The following is a 19,553-nucleotide window of genomic DNA, read 5'->3' as shown; positions in this document are numbered from 1 at the left end:
TCCTGTCGTCATTACGGCCCTGAGGGAGGGGTCCGGCTGGGCGGGCCCGATCGGGCCGGAAGAGACCTTCGATCATCGGAATCGAAAGGTGTCCGTCATGGGTGTTCCGTTCTGGGTCTGGGCCGCATTGCTGGCATTCATCATCCTCATGCTCGCGGTTGACCTCTTCGCCCACCGCCGGGCCCACGTCATCGGCGTGCGAGAAGCCGCTGTCTGGTCAGCGATCTGGGTGGCCTTCGGCGTGCTGTTCGGAGTCATCGTCTGGACCGCCTGGGGGGCGGGATTCGGACAGCAGTACTTCGCCGGCTATCTGATCGAGAAGTCGCTGGCCGTCGACAACCTCTTTGTCTGGGCCATCATCTTCAGCTTCTTCGGCGTGCCCCGCGAGTTTCAGCATCGGGTGCTGTTCCTGGGCGTCCTGGGAGCCTTGGTTTTTCGCGGCATCTTCATCGCCGCCGGTGCGGTGCTCATCGAGAATTTCGCGTGGATCCTCTATGTTTTTGCCGCCTTCCTGCTCTGGACGGGGTGGCGCATGATCAAGGAGCGCAACACGCATCTTGATCCCAACGAGTCGGCCGTCCTGCGCATCTTTCGGCGCGTGGTGCCGATGACGAACGCTTTCCACGGCCAGAAGCTGGTGGTCCGCAAAGAAGCTGGTGGTCCGCAAAGGCGGGGTCGTCCTGGCCACGCCCCTGCTGGCGGTGCTGGTCCTGATCGAATTCACCGACATCGTCTTCGCCGTCGACTCGATCCCCGCGATCTTCGCCGTCACCGACGAGGTGTTCCTCGTGTTCACCGCCAATGCCTTCGCGATCCTTGGGCTGCGGGCGATGTACTTCCTGCTCGCCGATCTCATCCACCGCTTCATCTATCTGAAGATCGGCCTCGCTCTGGTGCTCATCTGGGTGGGGATCAAGATGCTGCTGAAGATCGACATCCTGTACGTTCCGACGCCCATCTCCCTGGCAGTGGTGGCCACTATCATCACCGTGTCGATCGTGGCCAGCCTGCACGCCACCCGTGGGCAGGGTCGCCGGCCCCTGGAGAGCGCGTCCGAGCCGCCCTTCCACGTGGCGACCGCGGCCGAGGACGCAGCCCTCGAACCCCTGTGGGGACGTGGTCACGGTCCCCTCGCCAAGGCAGGAACCGGGACCGTGTCCGGCAAGGGCACCGATGCGGAAAGGCAGATCTGACGTGGGGCGCACCCCGGTGACCCGGCCGCCGTGGACCTTCCTCACGAATCACGGTCACGTCCTGCTGGCCGTGGCGCGGTCCCCGGACGCCCTGGTCAGCGACATCGCCGGTCAGGTCGGGATCACGACACGGGCAACCCTGACCATCCTCGATGACCTCGAGAAAGCCGGTTATCTCACCCGGGACCGGGTGGGTCGCCGAAACCACTACTCGGTGGCCCGGCATCGCCCGTTCCGGCACCCCGCGATCGCCGGCCATGAGGTGGACGAGTTGCTGTCCATCTTTGCGCTGGACCCACCCATCGCGGGCGGGGAACGCCGGCCTTAGCGCCGGCAGGCTCCCGGCACGTCCGGGTCTGCACGGTAGACCTGCAGACCCGGACGTCAGTCGCCGAGGTGCTGACGGAGGAAAGCATGGGTCTCGGCCATGGCCCGGGACCACAGCCGTCCGTAGGCGTGCTCCTCGCCGTCGCGCTCGATGAGGCGCGCATCCACGTTCGCGGCCTGCAGCAATGCATGGCTGCGGCGCGACCATTCGATCGGACACGTCGAGTCGGCCGTGCCGTGTTCGATCAGCACCGGCACGGCGACGCGATCGAAGAACGTGCGCGACGACAGGTCGGCATAGAAGCTGTTGTCGTCACTCAGCGGTCCGAACCTCCGTTCGAGTTCCGCGACGGCTTCCGGCCGGGAGCGCGCGGTGAAGTGGCGCACGTTGTCCACGAAGGCCGAGCTCACCGACGCCCAGATCACCGCGGCGCGGACCTGCTCCGGCGCGATGACCAGAGCGTTCAGCGTCACTCCGCCGCCCATCGAACGCCCGAACATGGCGACGCGGTCCGCATCGACTTCGGGCATCGCCTTCAACGCCGCGGCGGCATGGAGGGCGTCCTCGGCGTACCCCAAGCGCAGCTCGCGATCGACCTGCGGAGCGGGCGAGGATGTCGCGTGGCCGCGGTAGTCGGTGTGGAGCACCACGAACCCCTGCTCGGCGAGAAACGCCTGTTCCGGTGCCATTCCCTGTCCCGTGACATAACGGCTGGGCTCGATGTAGCCATGGTTCAGCACGATGCCGGGAGAAGGCCCCTCGACCCGAGGGACATAGAGGACTCCGGAGACCGTGAGGTCCCCGCTCGGATAGTGCACGGCATGTTTGGTGTACGCCCGGGTCGTCGCCAGGGTGCGGAGTCGTTCGGGCGGGGCGGCTGCGTACCGGCGACGCATGAGCGCGGGCAGGGACGGCTCGTACCGGACCGGGGGCAGCGTTGGCGATGGGGTGGGGCTCGGCGAGCGTGCGGTGACGCTGGAGGCTGTCGGAACGGACGTGCTCGGCCCGCTCTCGCCGGGCGGGCTCGGCATTGGCGCGCCCTGGGGTGTGGAGCAGCCTGCGACCAGCCCCACGCTGGTCCCCACTGCGAGCCGCAAGGCTGCGCGGCGCGACCAATGGCTCATGCCTCAGATTCGCACAGTCGGTGGCCGCGGCAACAGCCCTTCCTGCTTGCTCACCCGCCGGTCCGCTGCGCTCGTGATCACCGCGCCCCGGCCTGGAACGCCGCGAACTCCTCGGCCGTGGGATAGGACCGCTGCGCCCCCGGTCTGGTGGTGGTGAAGCTCGCGACCTGGGCGGCCGTCCGGGCGGCGGTCAGGAGGTCGTCGCCCTCGGCGAGCCTCAGCGCAAGCGACCCGGTGAACGCGTCGCCGGCGCCGGTGGTGTCGACGGCCGAGACGGCCGGCGAGGACACCCGCTCCCCCGCTGCGTCGGTGATCACGACCGCTCCCTCGGCCCCGAGGGTCACCACGGCCTGCTGGATGCCATGGGCCGCGAGTCGTTGGGGTGCTTCGGTCAGGTCGTCGGAGCCCACCAGGTCGGCGAGCTCGTGCTCGTTGACCAGCAGCACGTCGGTGACCTCCAGCAGCGCCGGATCGACCTCGGCGAAGGGGGACAGATTGAGGACCACCCGCACGCCACGGGCAGCCGCATCCTGGGCGGCCGCGAGCACCGTGGCCTGGTCCACCTCGAGACACAGGCACAGGACGGCGGCGTCGTCGAGGATGTCGGCGCCCTCCGCATACCGCTGCGGTGACAGCCGGGCGTTGGCGCCGGGGGAGATGATGATGAAGTTCTCCGCGTCGTCGTCGACCGCGATCATCGCCGTACCCGTGGCCACGCCGGGCTCGGTGCCCACCCAGCGCAGGGCCACCCCCGCCTTGTCGGCCTCCGCGCGGAGCAGGGCTCCGTGCGGGTCATCGCCCACGAGCGCCAACAAGCCGACCTCGCCACCGAGTCTGGCCGCGATGGCGGCCTGGTTGGAGGACTTGCCGCCGGGGTTGATTGCGAGTTCCGACCCGGTGACCGTCTCGCCGGGCCGGGGCAACCGTTTGGTGCGCACGGTCAGGTCGGCGTTCATCGACCCCACGACGGCAATTCGCGACATCGTCACTCCTTGGACGTTGTTGCCTCGGCGGCCGCGGTCGCCGGGTCCGGCGCATCCTCCGGCGGCCGCGGGATCAACCAGGACACCAGCATCGCCAACAGGAGCAGCGCGCCACCGGTGAACATGCCCGCCTGATAGCCGCGCGCGGACCCCTCGGCGGCGAACGCCGTCTGCATGGCGAACAGCACCGCGAAACTCAGTCCGGCACCGAGGTTGAAGGCGCCCGCGTTGAGACCGGGCAGCATCCCGGGGGCCTCCCTGGGCGACAGAACCACACCGAGGCCGTTCAGCATAATATTGACCGTCCCTGCATAGGTCACGCCGATGGCGATCGAGAGCACCAGAAGGAGCACCGGCGTGGTGCGCCCCGAGGTCAGCGCCAGCACGATGACCCCGATCAGCGTACCGATCATGCCGACGCGCAGCACCACCAGATAACCGATCGAGCCGGCCAGCCGACCGGCGACAGGGCCCATGACCAGCCCGGCCAGTGCGTACGGCGTCAGTGTCCAGAAAGCGGCCGCATCCGCCGCGAGCCCGGGGCCGACCGCCCCGTCCTGGGCGATCCCGGGCACCAGCCCGTTCATGATGGCGAAGATGCCGGTCATGGTCAGCAGGGTCGTCAGCAGCAGCGCCCACATGGAGCGCTGCCGCATCTGAGCGGGGCTGATGAGGGGATGCGGTCGCCTGCCCGACATCCGCCAGAAGATGGCGAAGGCGATCGCCGCGACGACGAGCAGGACCCCGACCACCCACCAGTTGGCGGCGGCGAGCTTGCCGGCCTCGTTGATCGCGATCAGCGCCGCTCCCACGGTCAACACCAGCAGCAGCACGCCCGGCCAATCCATCGGTGCAGGCTCGCCCCCGGTCGACTCCGGCGTCAGGAACCGCACCAGCAGGGCCGCGACCACGGCCACTGCGGCCATCGCCCAGAACACCGACCGGAAGCCGAAGTTGGCGGCGAGCCAGCCACCGGCCAGGGCATCGACACCGGCCACACCGCCATTGATGGCCGTGACGACGCCCATCAGGGTGGCGTACAGCTTGTTGCTCGGGATCTCGTGGCGCAGCATGATGAGGCACAACGGCACGGTCGGTCCGGACAGGCCTTGGATCACGCGCCCGACGAACAGCATGGGGATCCCGGTCGCGAAGGCCGACACCACACACCCGATCGCCATGATCGCGAGCATCCCGAACAGCACCCGGCGCCGCCCGACCATGTCGCCGAGGCGCGGAAGGAACAGGGAGAACAGCGCCGCCGACGTGAAGAACGCGGTCTGGGTCACCCCGACCGCCGCCGGCGTGGTCTCGAGTTCCCGCTCGATGGACACGAGCGCTGGGGACAGCATGGACGCATTGAGTTGGAAATGGTGGCGCACGTGAGGGACACAACGTCGCTCAGGGTGACAACTCAGCGCGAATCCTTTGCAGGATGAGCAACCCGACCGTGACTTAGTGAGTTGGGCAAACGCCCCTGAGCTCGCCGCAGGCCAAGTCTGTCCGACCCCGAAGGCATGATGTACGTCGTGCCACGCCCCATTCCCACTTACGTGCTCCACATGACGCGGATCGAGCGTCTGTTCAACATCGTCCGGGATGGCCTCCTGCCGCAATCCGAATGCCGCAGGCGCAGCATTGCGGGAGTCGAAATCGGATATCCGCATCTTAAGGACCGGCGCTCCAAGACAGTAGTGCCATGCCATCCCGGCGGCACGCTGAGTGACTACGTTCCGTTCTACTTCGCCCCGCGGAGTCCGATGTTGTTCGCGATTAGCAGTGGGCAACTCGGACCCGAAGCGGCTCACACCGAGCGCATTATCTATCTCGTCAGCAGCATCCAAAACCTCCGCACCCACGGCCTGTCCGTGGTGGTTTCCGACCGCCATCCAGCCATGAGCTTCGCGAAGTTCACAACGAACGACGTTGACCTCGATCGCGACGACTTCGTTGACTGGCCGCTGATGGGTCAGAGGTACTGGAACAGCACGCCAGAAGAGCCGGACCGCAAGGAGCGTCGCCAAGCCGAGTGCCTGGTCCACCCGCATGTGCCATGGCCTCTATTCGACGCGGTCGTCACCAAGACTGACGAGATAGCTATTGCGGTCCACGCGGTTCTGGCTAGCGTGGATGCACACACCGCCGTCGCTGTCAGACGCGACTGGTACTTCTGAGGAATGAACATGCCGATCAAGCCGGGGACTGGAAACCTCCTGACGCAGGATGTTGATGCCCTGGTGAACACCGTGAACACCCAAGGCGTCATGGGCAAGGGCATCGCGCTGCAGTTCAAGAAGGCGTGGCCTGAGATGTTCCGCTCCTACCAAGCTGCCTGCCGACGCGGCGAGGTCGTGCCCGGGAAGGTGCATGTGTGGGAGACGCACGCCGCGACGGGCCCCAGACTCATCGTCAACTTCCCCACCAAGCGACACTGGCGGGAACGGTCTCGCCTCACTGACATCGTGGCGGGTCTGACAGATCTCACCCGAGTCATCCGCGAGTTCGACCTTCGCTCCATCGCGGTCCCTCCACTCGGCTGCGGCAACGGCGGATTGGACTGGCGCGATGTCCGCCCCCGGATAGAGGAAGCTCTCGAGCCCCTGGCGGACTCCGTCACCATCATCTTGTTTGCACCCTCAAGTGCGCCTGAAGCCGCTGCGCAGCCCAACCGTGAACAACGTCCGGCGCTGACTCCGGCCCGCGCTGCCATGCTCGGTGTAATGCGTGAATACGAGCGGCTCACCCTCGAGCCCCCCACCCTCATCGAGGTCCAGAAACTCGCCTACTTCCTCCAGCTGGCCGGCGAACCTCTTCGGCTGGATTTCCAGCCCGCCCATTACGGCCCGTACGCAAACAACCTTCGGAAAGCATTGCGCGCGATGGAGGGTCATTTCATCATCGGGTTTGGCGACGGGTCAGCGTCCGTCAACGACGCCGAACCCATCCGAGTGATGCCCGAGATGGACCAAGTGCTCACCGAATACATTGCCGTCCATCCCGAGACACGGCAACGCATCCAGGACGTACTCGAGACTGTCGAAGGCTTCGAAAGCACCTACGGACTCGAACTGCTCGCCACAGTGCGATGGATCCTAGAACACGACGAAGCAGCCCGTAGGAATACCCAAGTCGTCCACGACCGTGTCCAGAAGTGGAGCCGTCGCAAGGCTTCCTTGTTCACACAAGAACACATCGAACAGGCGTGGCGGAAGTCTGCAAAAGCAGTGGAGCCCGCATAGGTGCAGACCATCATGAATGCGATGTTGCCGAGCCTCCAGGCCCACGACCTGCAGCGGGCTCTGGTCGACTACCTCACCACGACGTTCGCTCTCGCCGACCAGCCGGCACAGGTCGCTCTGACCGACTTCCTGCATCACCAAACCGACGGCATTTTCAAAGGCCCCTTCACACGGCTTCGTCTTCCCTTCGCGCCGGCTGACACTGCCTGGCGTACCCACCTCGATTGGTATCCGGAGGATTTCACCCCCTACGGGCACCAGGCCCGGGCGTACGAACGTTTGAGCAGCAAGGGAATCACCGAGCTACGGCAGCCCCAGCCGACGCTTGTTACCACGGGCACGGGTTCCGGCAAGACCGAGGCGTTCACGCATCCGATTCTCGATCACTGCCTGCGCGCCAGGCGGCTCGGGATTACCGGGATGAAGGCGCTGATTCTGTATCCGATGAACGCCTTGGCGTCCGACCAGGCCCAGCGCATCGCGGACGCGATCACCACCGACGAGCGGCTGTCGACGCTGACGGCAGCGATCTACACGGGCGAGTCCACCACCGCCCGCACGACCGTCACCAAAGACGGGCTCATCACCGACCGCGCGATCATCCGGGACACCCCACCGGACATCCTGCTCACCAACTACAAGATGCTCGACCAGCTCCTGCTGCGGCCGGAGGACCAGAACCTGTGGCGGGCGTCCGCTGATTCGCTGACCTATCTGGTCCTGGACGAGTTCCACACCTATGACGGAGCCCAGGGCACCGATGTGGCGATGCTCATTCGGCGGCTCGGGCTCGCCCTGATGGAGCATCGGTCCGAGCCTTCGAGACGCTCGTACCTCGCTCCTCAGGCATCGGACAATCGCGACGACCGTGCTCCTCAGGCATCGGACAATCGCGACGACCGCGCTCCTCAGGCATCGGACAATCGCGACGACCGCGCTCCTCAGGCATCGGACACCTATCCGCTGGGGAATGTCATCCCGGTCGCAACCTCAGCGACCCTCGGTGACGGTGCTGACCCGGCGACCATGCTCGGCTTCGCGTCCACGGTTTTCGGGACGCCCTTTCCGCCCGAGGCCGTGATCACCGAGACCCGGCAGACCCGAGACGAGTGGACTGCCGACATCACGGAGGGCTTCGATCTCCCCCAACCCCGCACGGTGGGACTCCCCGATGCCGACGAGCTGGTCCGCCGCCTCACCGCTCGCGAGCCCGAGCCTGACGATCTGGTACGCCAGGTCCTCGCCGTGCTCTATGACGACGCCACCCCGGACGACGACCGGCATGCCATCGCCCTGCTCGCGCACCACCCGATGGTCGCCAACCTCCTCGACGCCGCCCATGAGGCAGCCTCCCTCGACACCCTCGCCGACACCGTCTTCCCCCGACCCGACGCCGGCGACATCGCCACCGGCTTTGTCACCGTCCTCATCGCGGCTCTCAGCCACCTCCGCACCCGTCTCGGCCGCGCACTGCCATCGGTCGAGGTCCACCTGTGGGTCCGTGAGCTCACTCGGATCGACAGGTACGCAGGCAGCGCGCCGGCGTACCGCTGGTCCGACGACGGCACCCTCGACGATCCGCACGCCACCGCCTTCCCGGCCATCTATTGCCGCCACTGCGGCCGCTCCGGCTGGGGCGTCACGCTCGAACCGACCGGCTGGAGCCTCCACCCCGACGACACCGCCATCCGGCGCAAGCACGCGATGAACGAGCCATACTTCCGGGCGCTCATCCATGCCCCGACCGAAGCGGAGACCGGCGTACTCGACCGACTCCGCTGGCTCGACGCCCGGACCCGCGAGATCCGCGGGAACGCTCCGGACGCCGACGACGAGGACTATCTCAACGGGCTGGTCCTGCCCGTGCTCACCCATGGCCGCGACGATGAAGAGGCCGCGCAGCAGGACGAATGCCCCTCGTGCGGCAAGCGCGACGGGATCCGGTTCCTCGGCTCCGCGATCGCCACACTGCTGTCAGTCTCGCTGTCCGCCCTGTTCGGCAGCGACGACCTGGCGCCCGCCGACAAAAAGGCGCTCGTGTTCACCGACTCCGTGCAGGATGCGGCGCATCGCGCAGGGTTCGTGGAGGCGCGGTCGCATACGTTGAGTCTGCGGTCGGCGATTAGGGATGGGTTCGGGGACGAGGCTTCGAGACGCTCCTTCGGAGCTCCTCAGCCATCGGTTTTCGGCGACCCGCAGCCATCGTTTCTTGGCGCTGCTCAACCGTCATTCGAGGAGGCGTACACGCCGACGGCGATGAACTTGGAGCAGTTGGCCGACACGGTTCTCCGGCACGCGGACGATCCGTTCGCGCGATACCGCCTGCTCGGGCCCGACATCGTCGAGCGGGAATCGTTCGCGCCGTTCTGGCGATCTCGCGCCGCCGCGCCCAACTGGGTGCAGCTCAACGTCAGGCGACGCCTGCTGTTCGACCTGGAACTCGAGTTCGGGCTGCAGTCCCGCTTCGGCCGCACCCTCGAGGCGACCGGCGCGGTCGTGGCCGAGGTCGATGCCCGGCCGGCAGTGCTGCTTCGCGCGGCGACCGCGGCGTACAACGACGTCTCCGCCCTCGACGGACCTCCCAGCGATGACACTTTGATCGCTTGGACCCGCGGCGTCCTCGAACGCCTCCGCGGTTCCGGCGCCATGCAGCATGAATGGCTCGACAAATACCTCGAGGAGGACGGCAGCCGCTGGCGGATCTGGGGCGGCCGGCCCAAGAAGCAGGGCATGCCCGCCTTCCCGCCCGGCCGGTCGGCGCCCACGTTTCCGCGCGTCGGGCCACCGCTCAACCGGTCCGCCGAGGTCCTCATGGACCAGGTCACCGCGACCCAGGGCTGGTACGCCGGGTGGGCCGCCAAGGTGCTCGGCGTCCCGCGGCCCGCGGGCGCGACCCTCAGCAAGCTGCTGCTCGGTCAACTCGCGCGGGCCGGCGTACTGCGCGAACTCCCCACCCGGACCGGCACCGCCTATGCCATTCCGCCGGCGCACGTGCTCGTCCAGCCCACCCAGCTCGACGACCTCGAAGCCGCGCGGCACCTGCTGCGCTGCGACACCTGCCACGCCGAGACCGCCGGCACCGTCACCGTCATCGACCAGCTCGCCGGCGCCCCCTGCACCCACGACCGCTGCCCCGGCCGGCTGCGCTGCGCGGCCGGGGAGGACAACTACTACCGCCGGCTCTATGGCGCCACCGACATGCGCCGCGTCGTCGCGCGCGAGCACTCGTCGATGCTCGACGACAAGACCCGCGTGGGCTACGAGAACGCGTTCAAGGCCGCCTCCGCCGACCCGTCGGCCCCGAACGTCCTGGTCGCCACCCCGACCCTGGAGATGGGCATCGATATCGGCGACCTGTCCACGGTCATGCTCGCCTCGCTCCCCCGCACCGTCGCGTCCTATCTGCAGCGCATCGGCCGCGCCGGCCGCCGCACCGGCAACAGCCTCAACCTCGCGTACCTCACCGGCCGCGGCGACACCCTCCCCCGCCTCGGCGACCCGCTCTCGGTGATCAACGGCGAGGTCCGCCCACCCGCGACCTATCTGTCGGCCGAGGAGATCTTGCAGCGGCAGTACCTCGCGTCGATCGTCGACCGCCTCGCCCGCCGCCCCGGCGCACTCTCGATCAGCAAGGCGCCCGGCGTGCTGGGCTCCGCCGATCCGGGCACGTGGCTGGGAGATCTCATTGAGTACGCCGACGGTCACGCGGAGGAGTTGCTGTCCGCGTTCCTGGCCGGTTTCGAGGGCCTGCAGGAGACCGCCCGAGATGCGCTGACGGCGTGGGCGACTCCGGCCAACGGGGTGGGGACGTCGGGGCTGGCCGCGACGGCGTACGCCGCATCCGGGCGCTGGCAGCGCGACCGGGAGGACCTGCAGTTCCGGATCGACGCGATCCAGACCGAGCTGCCCGACCTGCAGCTGCGCGCCGAATCGCCGGCGGCGAGCAAGGCGGACGAGCGGGCGTACTCCACCGCACTCGCCGCCATCAAAGGCACCCGCAAGCAGCTCGCCGACACGAACACCGAGTACTGGATCGCGGCGCTGGAGGCGCACGGGCTGCTGCCGAACTACACGCTGCTCGATGACCGGGTGACCCTCGATGTGGCGATCAGTTGGATCGACCCGGAGGACGATGGATACAAGCAGGATCACACCCGGCTCGACCGCCCCTCGTCGCGGGCGCTGGAGGAGTTCGCGCCCGGAGCGACGTTCTATTCGCGCGGGTTCGAGATCGGCATCGACGCCGTCGACGTCGGCCGGGATGCCGCGGACGTGCGGACCTGGGCGTGGTGCGCGGAGTGCGGCTATGCGCAGTGCCTGGACGAGCAGCCCGAGCTGGCCGCGTGCCCGCGATGTGGCGGGACCGCGCTGACGGATGCGAATCAGCGGTTGCGGGTCGTGGAGCTGACCCGGGTCTCCGCCCAACTGCAGCGCGACGAGGCGCACATCGGGGACCGGACCGATGACCGCAAGCGGGCGCGGTTCACGGTGGTGCCGGCGGTGGACGTGGCGCCCGACGACCTGGCCGGGTCGTGGTTCGTGGAGCAGCTCGGCTTCGGGGCCCGATATGCCCGCCGGCTCACGATCCGCTGGCTCAACATCGGGCCGCGCGGGCCGGGGCCGAGCAGGGATCTGGCCGGCGAGACGTACGCCGCGCCGCTGTTCCGGATCTGCCGCGGCTGCGGCGTCCGCGACCGGGCCACCCACGAGAACCGGCCCGAGGAGCATCGGCCGTGGTGCACCCATCGCAACGCCACCGACGAGAAGCATGTCGAGACGCTGGCGCTGTCGCGGACGTTGCACACCCAGGGGGTGCTGCTGCCGCTGCCGTGGTCGGTCGTGCTGGGTGACGAGTTCGCGCTGCCGTCGCTGACGGCTGCGATCCTGCTGGGCCTGCGCGAGACGTTCGGCGGATCACCGGACCACATCGGGGTGCTGGCCTGTCCCGATCCCGTGCTCGGGGGCGAGAACCGGAAGGCGTTGCTGCTGCATGACACCGTGCCCGGCGGCACCGGCTATCTCGCTGACCTGGCCCGCCCAGAACAGGTCTGGGACCTGCTGACTCGTGCGTACCTCCTCGTCCGCGACTGCGCCTGCGCCGACGAGGGGCGCCAGGCGTGCCACCGCTGCCTGTTGCCGTTCGCCGGACGAGAGCCGAACAAGGTCTCGCGCGCGACCGCCGAACGGCACCTGCGCGATCTGCTCACCCTCGGCGAGCACGACGACCCGACCGCCGGGATGCTGTGGCGGGTCACCAAGGACACACCGCCCGCCGACGATCCGTGGTCGCACCTGGAGAAGCGGTTCCACCGGGAATTCCGGGACTTGGTCGAGGGGCTGGGCGGGACGATCGTCACCCGCCCGACGGCCCAGGGCAATCAGCTCACGATCACGCTCGGGAAGTCGCGGCGGACTTGGTACCTCTCTCCCCAGCTCACCGTCTCCGGCGCCAAGCCGGACTTCGTGCTGGAGTGCTCGGATCAATCGATTCCCCGGGTCGCGATCTTCCCCGACGGGCGGCAGTGGCACGCCAGCCACGCGCACAACCGCTTGGCCGACGACGCCGAGAAACGCGCGAACCTGCGCGATGCCGGCTATGTGGTGCTCGCCGTGACTGCCGAGGATGTGCGGTTGCATCAGGAAGGCGTCACGCCCAATCCGCCGGCGTGGTGGGACGACCAGAAGGCCGCCTATGTGGTGCAGCACGCGCCGAAGTCGTCGGTGATGATGCCCGCCGTGCTCGGGGGGCCGTTCGCGTTCCTGCGGTCCTGGCTGACCGACCCGGATCCGGATGCTCAGCAGGCCTTGGCGCAGGCGCTGGGATTGATGTTCCTCCAGTCGGCTGACGCGGTGGATGGGGATCAGCCGTTGGTGGATCAGGTACGCCGCCGCGTGCGCGGGGGAACCTCAGTTGTCGCGGCTCCCCGGCCCGGCGGGATGTACGCGAAGGGCGCTCTCGGCGTGGGTGTTGCTGCGATCGGTCCAGGGCCGGCGCTGGAGCTGTGCGTGCTGCTCGATGATGGCGCGAAGGCGCTTGGTGCGCCGGGCTTCGAGGAGTCCTGGCGCGAGTGGCTGCGGCTGTCGAATGCGCTGCAGCTGTCGCAGGCGCCGTTGACGATCGCGACGCTCGGCATGGCCACGCGGGTGGACGTGGTGGCGCCTCCGGTGGAGGTTGCCGTGGAGATCGAGATTCCGGAGCCGTGGCGGCCGGCGTACGACAACGCCGCAGGCGACGACGAACGCACGTTCCTGCGCGCACTCGCCGACCGCGGGCTGCCCGCTCCCGACGAGATCGGCCCGGAACTCGGTGAGATCGGGCTGATCGTCGACTATGCCTGGACCGACCTGAAGGTCGCGGTCATGGAGGACCCGGCCGAGGAGGACGTCACTGATCTTGCCGCCGAGGGTTGGCGGCTCATCGGTCTCGACCCGGCCGCGGTCGCCGGCGTGGTCCAGCAGCAAGGACGTTGACCGAGAACAGCGTCGAGGTTTGGCTGGCGGAGAACGCTGCGGACTGCTGTTTGGCTGCGCTCAATTCGCGCTGAACAGACGGTATTGGCTGCCGCGGTCGCCCGGATTGCCAATCAGAACGACGTGACCAGACTCCCGCAACTTCTCCAGCGCGTACGTGATCTGTCGCTTGCTGAGCTTGGTCCGTGCTTCAAGCTGAGCGACCGTCGCAGCTCCGGCTTCCAAAGCCCTCAGCACTGCCTCGCCGTTGCGAGTCACGGCAGACGCAGGGAGAGATCGATTCGCCGCTTGGGAGTGAGCCCGCGGAGGGGAGTCCGCAAGTCGGTAAATACGGCCCCTCCCATCGCCCTCAGCAAGAGCAAGGCCTGCCTGCACCAAGCCGAGCAATTCCCGGCGCGCTTCAACTGAATCGAGAGCGAACTGAGTTCGATAGCCGTGGTTGGTCCATTCGCCGCCACGGCGCATTACGACCAAGGCGTGCTTCTGCGAGTCAGTCAGCTGACGCGACTCAGGAAGGTCCGAAATCCACTGAAGATCAGCCGGATCAAGAAGTGTGTGTCGTGGAACCAAGACGGTGAAGCGGACACCGCTGTCGATGAACTTGGGTGGCGTCATGCCGGCATCGAGCAACGCACGGCGAGCTGCCGCGATCCCCGATCCAATGCCCTCAATCACACGCGCACCGGACCTGGTTCGCAGGAATTTGCAGATCTCGTACAGCACCGGATTTCTCGAGACGCCACCCCCGGTCCGGCCGAGCTGCTCGACGGTGATCCCCCACAACCCACCTGGATTCGTCAGAACCATCTGCGTGCTGTCCAACCTCAAGTTGACCGAGACAGACTGGACATGGGGTCCAAGATCTCGATGGACCAGAGCATTTGCCACGAGTTCGCGCACTGCTTCGTCGGGGTATTGGGCAACCGATCGGCCTTGTCCCTGGCCGTCGAACACCACACGTGTCGACGTATTCCGCCGGATCCACGGAAGCGCCGCATCCAACATGTCTGGAAGAGCGCCGGAGATGTAGGCGATGTCTTGACTTCTGGTCTTTGGGTCGGTGGTTTCAGTCGGCACAACACTGGCCGTGATCTGGAGCGACGGCAGGAGCCGTTGCGGATAGCTGCCGAGAGCATAGAGACCAGCCAAGGTCAGTCGCGAGCGATCAGCCGCAATTACGTTCTTGTGGAAGAGAATGTCCTCGTCAGACATGGTCGCCAGGCGTGACGGCTGGTTGCGGACTTCCGCGACGAACAAGGAGGTCAGTGTGGAATCGAGGTCTTCCGCGCTGGAGCCTTCGACCGGCTGCCTGTCGAAAGTCGGCTGCCCACGATCACTGCGGAAGACCTCGATCTCTTGATCTGAGATCGAATGATCACCATCGAACCCGCGCACATAGGCGGCGCCTGTCCGGCGGACAACGCACGGTTTCAACGCGGCTGGCAGCTCCGGTACACGTGCAACCACCAGCGTCACCCCCTCGAACTGGACAAGCTCGATCTCGGGCGTGAGCGGCGGGTCCAACGCCTTGCGCGCTCTGTCAGCGAGCGCCCGCGCGAGCGCCGCGGGATCACCCAATCGGACGACCGAGAAACCTCTGTCCTCGGCAAGCCCCAGAATGATCACGCCGCCCCCGGGCCGGTTAGCGAAGGCTGACAACGTCGCTGTGAGGGATTCAGGCAGGCCGCCAGATCCCGATTTGATCTCCACATCCGTGCTGTCGCTGTGATCCTGCCGCGCGGCATCGATCAACTCGTTAACGACCTCGTCAGCGGCCGGATGGAACGTGGTGTTGTCCAGCTGGGGTTGTTCCTCCACAACCGGATTGTATATATACAAACGAGCTTTGTAGAGCTGATCTCCGCGAGCCGCCAGCTGCGGCGAACTCGCCTACGGGGATGTGGCGTCCCACTTTGCCGCGTGGCGGGCTCCTTAACTGCCACTCGCCCGCTTGGACAGAATGTCCCCATGGCTGAGTCGACTGTGATCCTGACCAAGCGGGGCCGCAACGCGGACCCGTCGATCCGCAAGCTCGAGATGGCCTTCCTCGACAAGCTCACCGCCGACGACGCTCTGCCCGGCCTGCACATCGAGCCGATCAACAACTCGGCCGATCCCCGGGCCCGCACCGGGCGGGTCAACGACAACTTCCGCGCCGTGCTGTTCCGGCTCGACCAGAACGGTTCGCCGGTCTACATCTATTACGGGGCGTACCCCCATGACGAGGGCACCGCCCTCGCCCAGCGGATGACGCTCACGATCAACCCGCTCAACGGGATCCCGGAGATCCGGGAGACCGAGCCGCGCCTTTCTGCCACGCCAGAACCGCGCCGGGAGACCAAGCCCACAGGCGACCAGGTCCGCGTACTCGGGCACACCAGCAACGAACTCACCGCACTCGGAATCGATCCCGACCTCGCGGAAGCCGCAGCGGAAGCGACCACCGAGGACGGTCTCCTGGATGCCGCCGCGCAGCACCCCGAGTGGCAGGGGATGGTCCTGCTCGACCTGTTGACGGGCATTCCGCTGGAGGAGATCGCTGAGCGGCTCAAGGCCGGCGCTGAGGCGACGGCCGACGAGGAGGACGAGGACACCCGCATCATCGAGGCGGTGCGGCGGAGTCCGGATACGCAGGCAACCTTCACCTATATCGAGAACAACGACGAGCTCCGCCAGGCGATCGAGGCGGGCGACTTCGGTGCCTGGCGGATCTGGCTGCATCCTGCGCAGCGTCGGCTGGTGGCGGCGGACTACAAGGGGCCCTATCGCCTGGCGGGTGGTGCCGGCACCGGCAAGACCGTCGTCCTCGTCCATCGTGCGCGGCGGCTGTGGCGGGCGGATGAATCGCGGCGAGTGCTGCTGACGACTTTCACCACCAACCTCGCCGACGGAATCGCCGAACAGCTGTCACTCCTGGATCCGGGCGTGCCGATCACCGACCAACCGGGTCAGCCCGGCATCTGCGTGGTCGGGATCGACGCCTTGGCCGCACGCGTGTTGAAGCAGGCCGGCGCAGCGATTGCCGAGGATGTCGCGACCGTGCTCGGGCAGGCGCGCGCGGAGATTGCCCGGCGTACGTCCCAGCAAGCCTGGCGCGACGCCATCGACTCAGCCGGCTCCGAATTGCCCGATGAGCTGCGCCGGCCGGAGTTCTTTGCGGCCGAATATGGCGCGGTCATCCTGCCGAACCGGCTCACCGAGGAACGGGCCTATCTGCGGGTACGCAGGCCTGGGCGCGGGGTCAGGTTGGGCAAGCTGCAGCGGCAGGCGGTGTGGCGGGTCGTGTCGGCGTACCGGATGAATGCCCGCATGGATGGCGCGCTCGACTTTGTCGAGGCCGCCATGATCGCGGCCGCCCACGTGGAGCGGACCGGGCCCCTTTTCGACCACGTGCTGGTCGACGAGGCCCAAGACCTCGGGCCGGCGCATCTGATGCTCGTGCGGGCGCTGGCGGCCGAGGGCCCCAACGACGTATTCCTCGCCGAGGACGCGCACCAGCGGATCTATGGCGCGCGGCTGGTGCTGTCGCACTATGGGTTGCAGGTGCGGGGCCGGTCGAGCCGGCTGAAGCTGAACTATCGGACCACGGCGCAGAATCTCCGGCTGGCACAGCAGATCCTCGAGGGCGGCGACTGGGTCGATGGCGACGAGGGCGTGGAGGAGCATGGGGGCTATCGGTCGGCCCGGCGCGGCCCCGAGCCCGAGCTGGCGGAGAGCGCGTCGCTGACCGCCGAACTGGACCGAGCTGCCGAGGTCGTGAAAGCGTGGCTCGCCGAGGACGCGAAGCCGGAGACCATCGCGATCCTCGTCCGCGACCAGCAGGTGCGTGACCGCGTGGCGACGGCGTTGGGCGAACGGGGCGTGAAAGTACGCGCGGTGGAACGCGAACGCGTTCCCGCGGGAACGCCCGTGGTGATGACGATGCACCGCGCCAAGGGGACGGAGTTCTCCCGGGTGCTGCTCTTCGGGATCTCCGAGGCGAGCATCCCGAAGGCCCAGCGGGCGTACGAATTCGATCCCGAAGCCCACGCCGAGGCGATCCTGCGCGAGCGTGCGCTTCTCTATGTCGCGGCGACCCGCGCGCGGGATGCGCTCGCGGTCAGCTGGAGCGGACAGGCGAGCAGCCTGCTGCCTCAACCGAGCCACTAGTTTTCGTGGGGTCGAGCTCTCCCTACTCGTTCCCCGGGGGCTGGCGCCTGCTCGGTTGGGACGCTGGCGCCCCCTGCCGCTCGCCGGGTCACCTCTGCTCGTGGAAGAACACCTTGGCCAGGACGCGTGCGCCAAGGGTGAAGGCGAGGAACAGGCAGGTCAGCCCGAAGAACTGCCACATCGACACGGTCGGCAACAGCATCGCGCCGCCCTGACGGGTGAGCAGGAAGACCCCGGCGATGCCCAGCACGCTGCCGAGGATCGTCAGGATGAACTGATAGCCGAGCCCGGCAACCCAGTCGCGGTCGTGCACATCCCCGAACGTGCGGATGTTGAGCGCGAACGTGCCGTCCTCGAGCTGTTCGCTGATCCGCGACAGCCGGCGCGGGAGCCGGGACAGCACCGGCACCAAGGTGGCGACCTGGTGGCTGGCCTGCTGCCTGACCTCGTTGATGCTCGCAAACCGCTTGGCCAACTCGGCGCCCCGGGTCCGGGCGATGTCGACCAGATCGATGTCGGGATCGATGAGCCGCAGCGTGCCGTCGAGCGTGCTGAGCGTCCGGAACACCGCGGCCAACTGCGACGGGATCCGCAACCCATGACCGACCACCAGCCGCACCAACTCCGCGAACATCGCCGCGCTGCCACCGGGGGCGAACCCGTCGCTGTACCGCATCACAAGCCGGCTCACATCGTGCTCCAGGCTCCGGTCGTCGATGCCGGAGGGACGGTCGAGCAGATCGAGGAGCGCGTCGGTGGCCGCGATGGAATCCTGGCGCTCGACGGCGTACAACAACAGCACCAGCGCCGTCCGCGTCGGCCGATCGAGCCGCCCGACCGAGCCGAAGTCGAGCAGCGCAAGCCCGTCGGCGGTGAGGATGACGTTGCCGGGATGCAGGTCGGCATGGAAGGTGCCGCTGACGAAGATCTGTTGGAGTACGCCGCCGAGCAGCTCCTCGGCCAGCTCCGCGCGGCGCTCGGCCGGGAGGGCGTCGAGTTCGGCGGCCGCCGAGGACAGCGGCTTCCCGTCGATCCGCTCCATGACGATGACCTCGGCGGTGGACAGCCCCACGTACGCCTTCGGCACGATCAGATCACTGGACGCGGCGACCGCGCGCATGTTGCCCAGCTCGACGCCATAGTCGAGCTCCTCGTGCAGCGATTGGCCAAAGCCCTCGGCGAGCGCGACCGCACCGATCTGGCGCCCCCACAGGGTCTGCCTCTCCAAGCGCTGCGCGAGCCGGAGGAGTATGTCGAGGTCGGCGGTCACCTGGCTGCGGGCCCGGGGCCGCTGCACCTTGACCACCACGTCGGTGCCGTCGGCGAGGCGAGCCGCATGGATCTGCGCGACAGAGGCGGCGGCCATCGGAGTTTCGGACAGCTCGTCGAACACCTCGTCAAGCGGTCGATCGAGCGCTGACTCGACGACCGGGCGTACCTCCGCCCACGGCTCCGCCGCCACCTCCGAATGCAAACGGGACAACTCGGCGACGAAGGCCGGCGGCAGCAGATCGCCCCGGGTGGCGAGCACCTGACCGAACTTGACGAACGTCACGCCCGCGTCGGTCAACGCCAGCCGCAGCGACCGTGCGACGCGGGGGGTCTCGAGGTCAGTCTTCTTGGTGGGGCCGAGGTACGCCGTCAGTCCGCGCCGGGTCAGAATCCACCAGATCTCGGCATAGCGGCGGAAACGGCGGATCCCACGCGGAGTGCCGGTCACCACGCTCGTGAACGTCGGCACCGATTCCGTCGGGATGATCGCCTCCAGAATCGTGAGCACGATCATCTGGGCGGTGATGATGCACCCGAGAAACACCACGCTCAACGCAACGGCCGGCCACGTCGGGGTGTCGCGCGAGATCTGGAAAGTCTCCAGATAGACGAGGGCGGCGTCGCTGCCCAGCGCGTTGGCGAAGGCGGCGACGATGACCACCCGACCCCACCCGACGGGTACGCCCAGCAGCCGCCTCGTCAGGAAGACCAGCAGAGCCGTGTTGATGATCCACGCCAGGACAAGCACGCGACACCTCCAGAAGTCGGTTTACCGACAGTCTGTCAGGAAGTTC

At 67.6% G+C, this 19,553-nt stretch carries 11 protein-coding genes and 1 pseudogene; 7 read left to right on the top strand and 5 right to left on the bottom strand.

Features of this window, described 5'->3' with window-relative positions:
• Positions 1–97: 97 nt before the first annotated feature.
• From ACQ260_RS15775 to ACQ260_RS15765, 3 genes and pseudogenes are all read left to right on the top strand, one after another.
• A pseudogene (locus ACQ260_RS15775) lies at positions 98–505 on the top strand (TerC family protein); the annotation flags it as partial.
• Between the two features lie 151 nt (positions 506–656).
• Positions 657–1,193: a TerC family protein gene (locus tag ACQ260_RS15770; protein WP_432560422.1), complete on the top strand. Its 537-nt coding sequence runs from the start codon at positions 657–659 to the stop codon at positions 1,191–1,193.
• 1 nt (position 1,194) lies between these two features.
• Positions 1,195–1,521: a helix-turn-helix transcriptional regulator gene (locus tag ACQ260_RS15765; RefSeq protein WP_432560421.1), complete on the top strand. Its 327-nt coding sequence runs from the start codon at positions 1,195–1,197 to the stop codon at positions 1,519–1,521.
• 56 nt (positions 1,522–1,577) lie between these two features.
• Here ACQ260_RS15765 and ACQ260_RS15760 read toward each other — a convergent pair whose 3' ends face one another.
• The 3 genes from ACQ260_RS15760 to uriT form a co-directional block, all read right to left on the bottom strand.
• Positions 1,578–2,552: an alpha/beta hydrolase family protein gene (locus ACQ260_RS15760; protein ID WP_432560420.1), complete on the bottom strand. Its 975-nt coding sequence runs from the start codon at positions 2,550–2,552 to the stop codon at positions 1,578–1,580.
• A 170-nt stretch (positions 2,553–2,722) separates the two neighbouring features.
• Positions 2,723–3,628 (bottom strand): ribokinase, encoded by a 906-nt coding sequence (locus tag ACQ260_RS15755; RefSeq protein WP_432560419.1) that lies wholly within the window; start codon positions 3,626–3,628, stop codon positions 2,723–2,725.
• Positions 3,629–3,630: 2 nt separating this feature from the next.
• Positions 3,631–5,295, bottom strand: coding sequence for a uridine transporter UriT (uriT, locus tag ACQ260_RS15750; RefSeq protein ID WP_502219710.1), 1,665 nt, complete (start codon positions 5,293–5,295; stop codon positions 3,631–3,633).
• Between uriT and darT the strand changes: the two genes are divergently transcribed.
• The 3 genes from darT to ACQ260_RS15735 are packed head-to-tail and all read left to right on the top strand — an operon-like array spanning position 5,191 to position 13,338.
• A complete protein-coding gene (gene darT / locus ACQ260_RS15745) occupies positions 5,191–5,802 on the top strand; it encodes a type II toxin-antitoxin system toxin DNA ADP-ribosyl transferase DarT (protein ID WP_432560417.1) in 612 nt (203 codons plus the stop codon). The genes uriT and darT overlap by 105 nt on opposite strands.
• Before the next feature lie 9 nt (positions 5,803–5,811).
• Positions 5,812–6,867, top strand: a complete 1,056-nt coding sequence (gene darG, locus ACQ260_RS15740) for a type II toxin-antitoxin system antitoxin DNA ADP-ribosyl glycohydrolase DarG (RefSeq protein WP_432560416.1) — start codon at positions 5,812–5,814, stop codon at positions 6,865–6,867.
• 12 nt (positions 6,868–6,879) lie between these two features.
• Complete coding sequence (locus ACQ260_RS15735; RefSeq protein ID WP_432560415.1) at positions 6,880–13,338, top strand: DEAD/DEAH box helicase; 6,459 nt, start codon at positions 6,880–6,882, stop codon at positions 13,336–13,338.
• A 60-nt stretch (positions 13,339–13,398) separates the two neighbouring features.
• Here the strand turns inward: ACQ260_RS15735 and ACQ260_RS15730 are convergent, their stop codons facing one another.
• Complete coding sequence (locus tag ACQ260_RS15730; protein ID WP_432560414.1) at positions 13,399–15,156, bottom strand: ATP-binding protein; 1,758 nt, start codon at positions 15,154–15,156, stop codon at positions 13,399–13,401.
• Between the two features lie 150 nt (positions 15,157–15,306).
• Here ACQ260_RS15730 and ACQ260_RS15725 point away from each other — a divergent pair, with 150 nt between their 5' ends.
• Positions 15,307–17,487, top strand: a complete 2,181-nt coding sequence (locus tag ACQ260_RS15725; RefSeq protein ID WP_432560413.1) for a 3'-5' exonuclease — start codon at positions 15,307–15,309, stop codon at positions 17,485–17,487.
• Positions 17,488–17,575: 88 nt separating this feature from the next.
• Here the strand turns inward: ACQ260_RS15725 and ACQ260_RS15720 are convergent, their stop codons facing one another.
• Positions 17,576–19,507: an ABC1 kinase family protein gene (locus ACQ260_RS15720; RefSeq protein ID WP_432560412.1), complete on the bottom strand. Its 1,932-nt coding sequence runs from the start codon at positions 19,505–19,507 to the stop codon at positions 17,576–17,578.
• Positions 19,508–19,553 lie beyond the last annotated feature (46 nt).

The organism is Ammonicoccus luteus (assembly GCF_050880385.1).
In the GTDB taxonomy this organism is placed as follows: Bacteria; Actinomycetota; Actinomycetes; order Propionibacteriales; family Propionibacteriaceae; genus Enemella.
This window is presented reverse-complemented; position numbering and strand designations above follow the sequence as displayed.

Coding starts and splice junctions, on each gene's coding strand:
- ACQ260_RS15760 (WP_432560420.1), bottom strand. CDS start 2,552: ATGCCGAGCCCGCCCGGCGAGAGCGGGCCGAGCACGTCCGTTCCGACA.
- ACQ260_RS15755 (WP_432560419.1), bottom strand. CDS start 3,628: ATGTCGCGAATTGCCGTCGTGGGGTCGATGAACGCCGACCTGACCGTG.
- darT (WP_432560417.1), top strand. CDS start 5,191: ATGACGCGGATCGAGCGTCTGTTCAACATCGTCCGGGATGGCCTCCTG.
- uriT (WP_502219710.1), bottom strand. CDS start 5,295: ATGCGGATATCCGATTTCGACTCCCGCAATGCTGCGCCTGCGGCATTC.
- darG (WP_432560416.1), top strand. CDS start 5,812: ATGCCGATCAAGCCGGGGACTGGAAACCTCCTGACGCAGGATGTTGAT.
- ACQ260_RS15735 (WP_432560415.1), top strand. CDS start 6,880: ATGAATGCGATGTTGCCGAGCCTCCAGGCCCACGACCTGCAGCGGGCT.
- ACQ260_RS15725 (WP_432560413.1), top strand. CDS start 15,307: ATGGCTGAGTCGACTGTGATCCTGACCAAGCGGGGCCGCAACGCGGAC.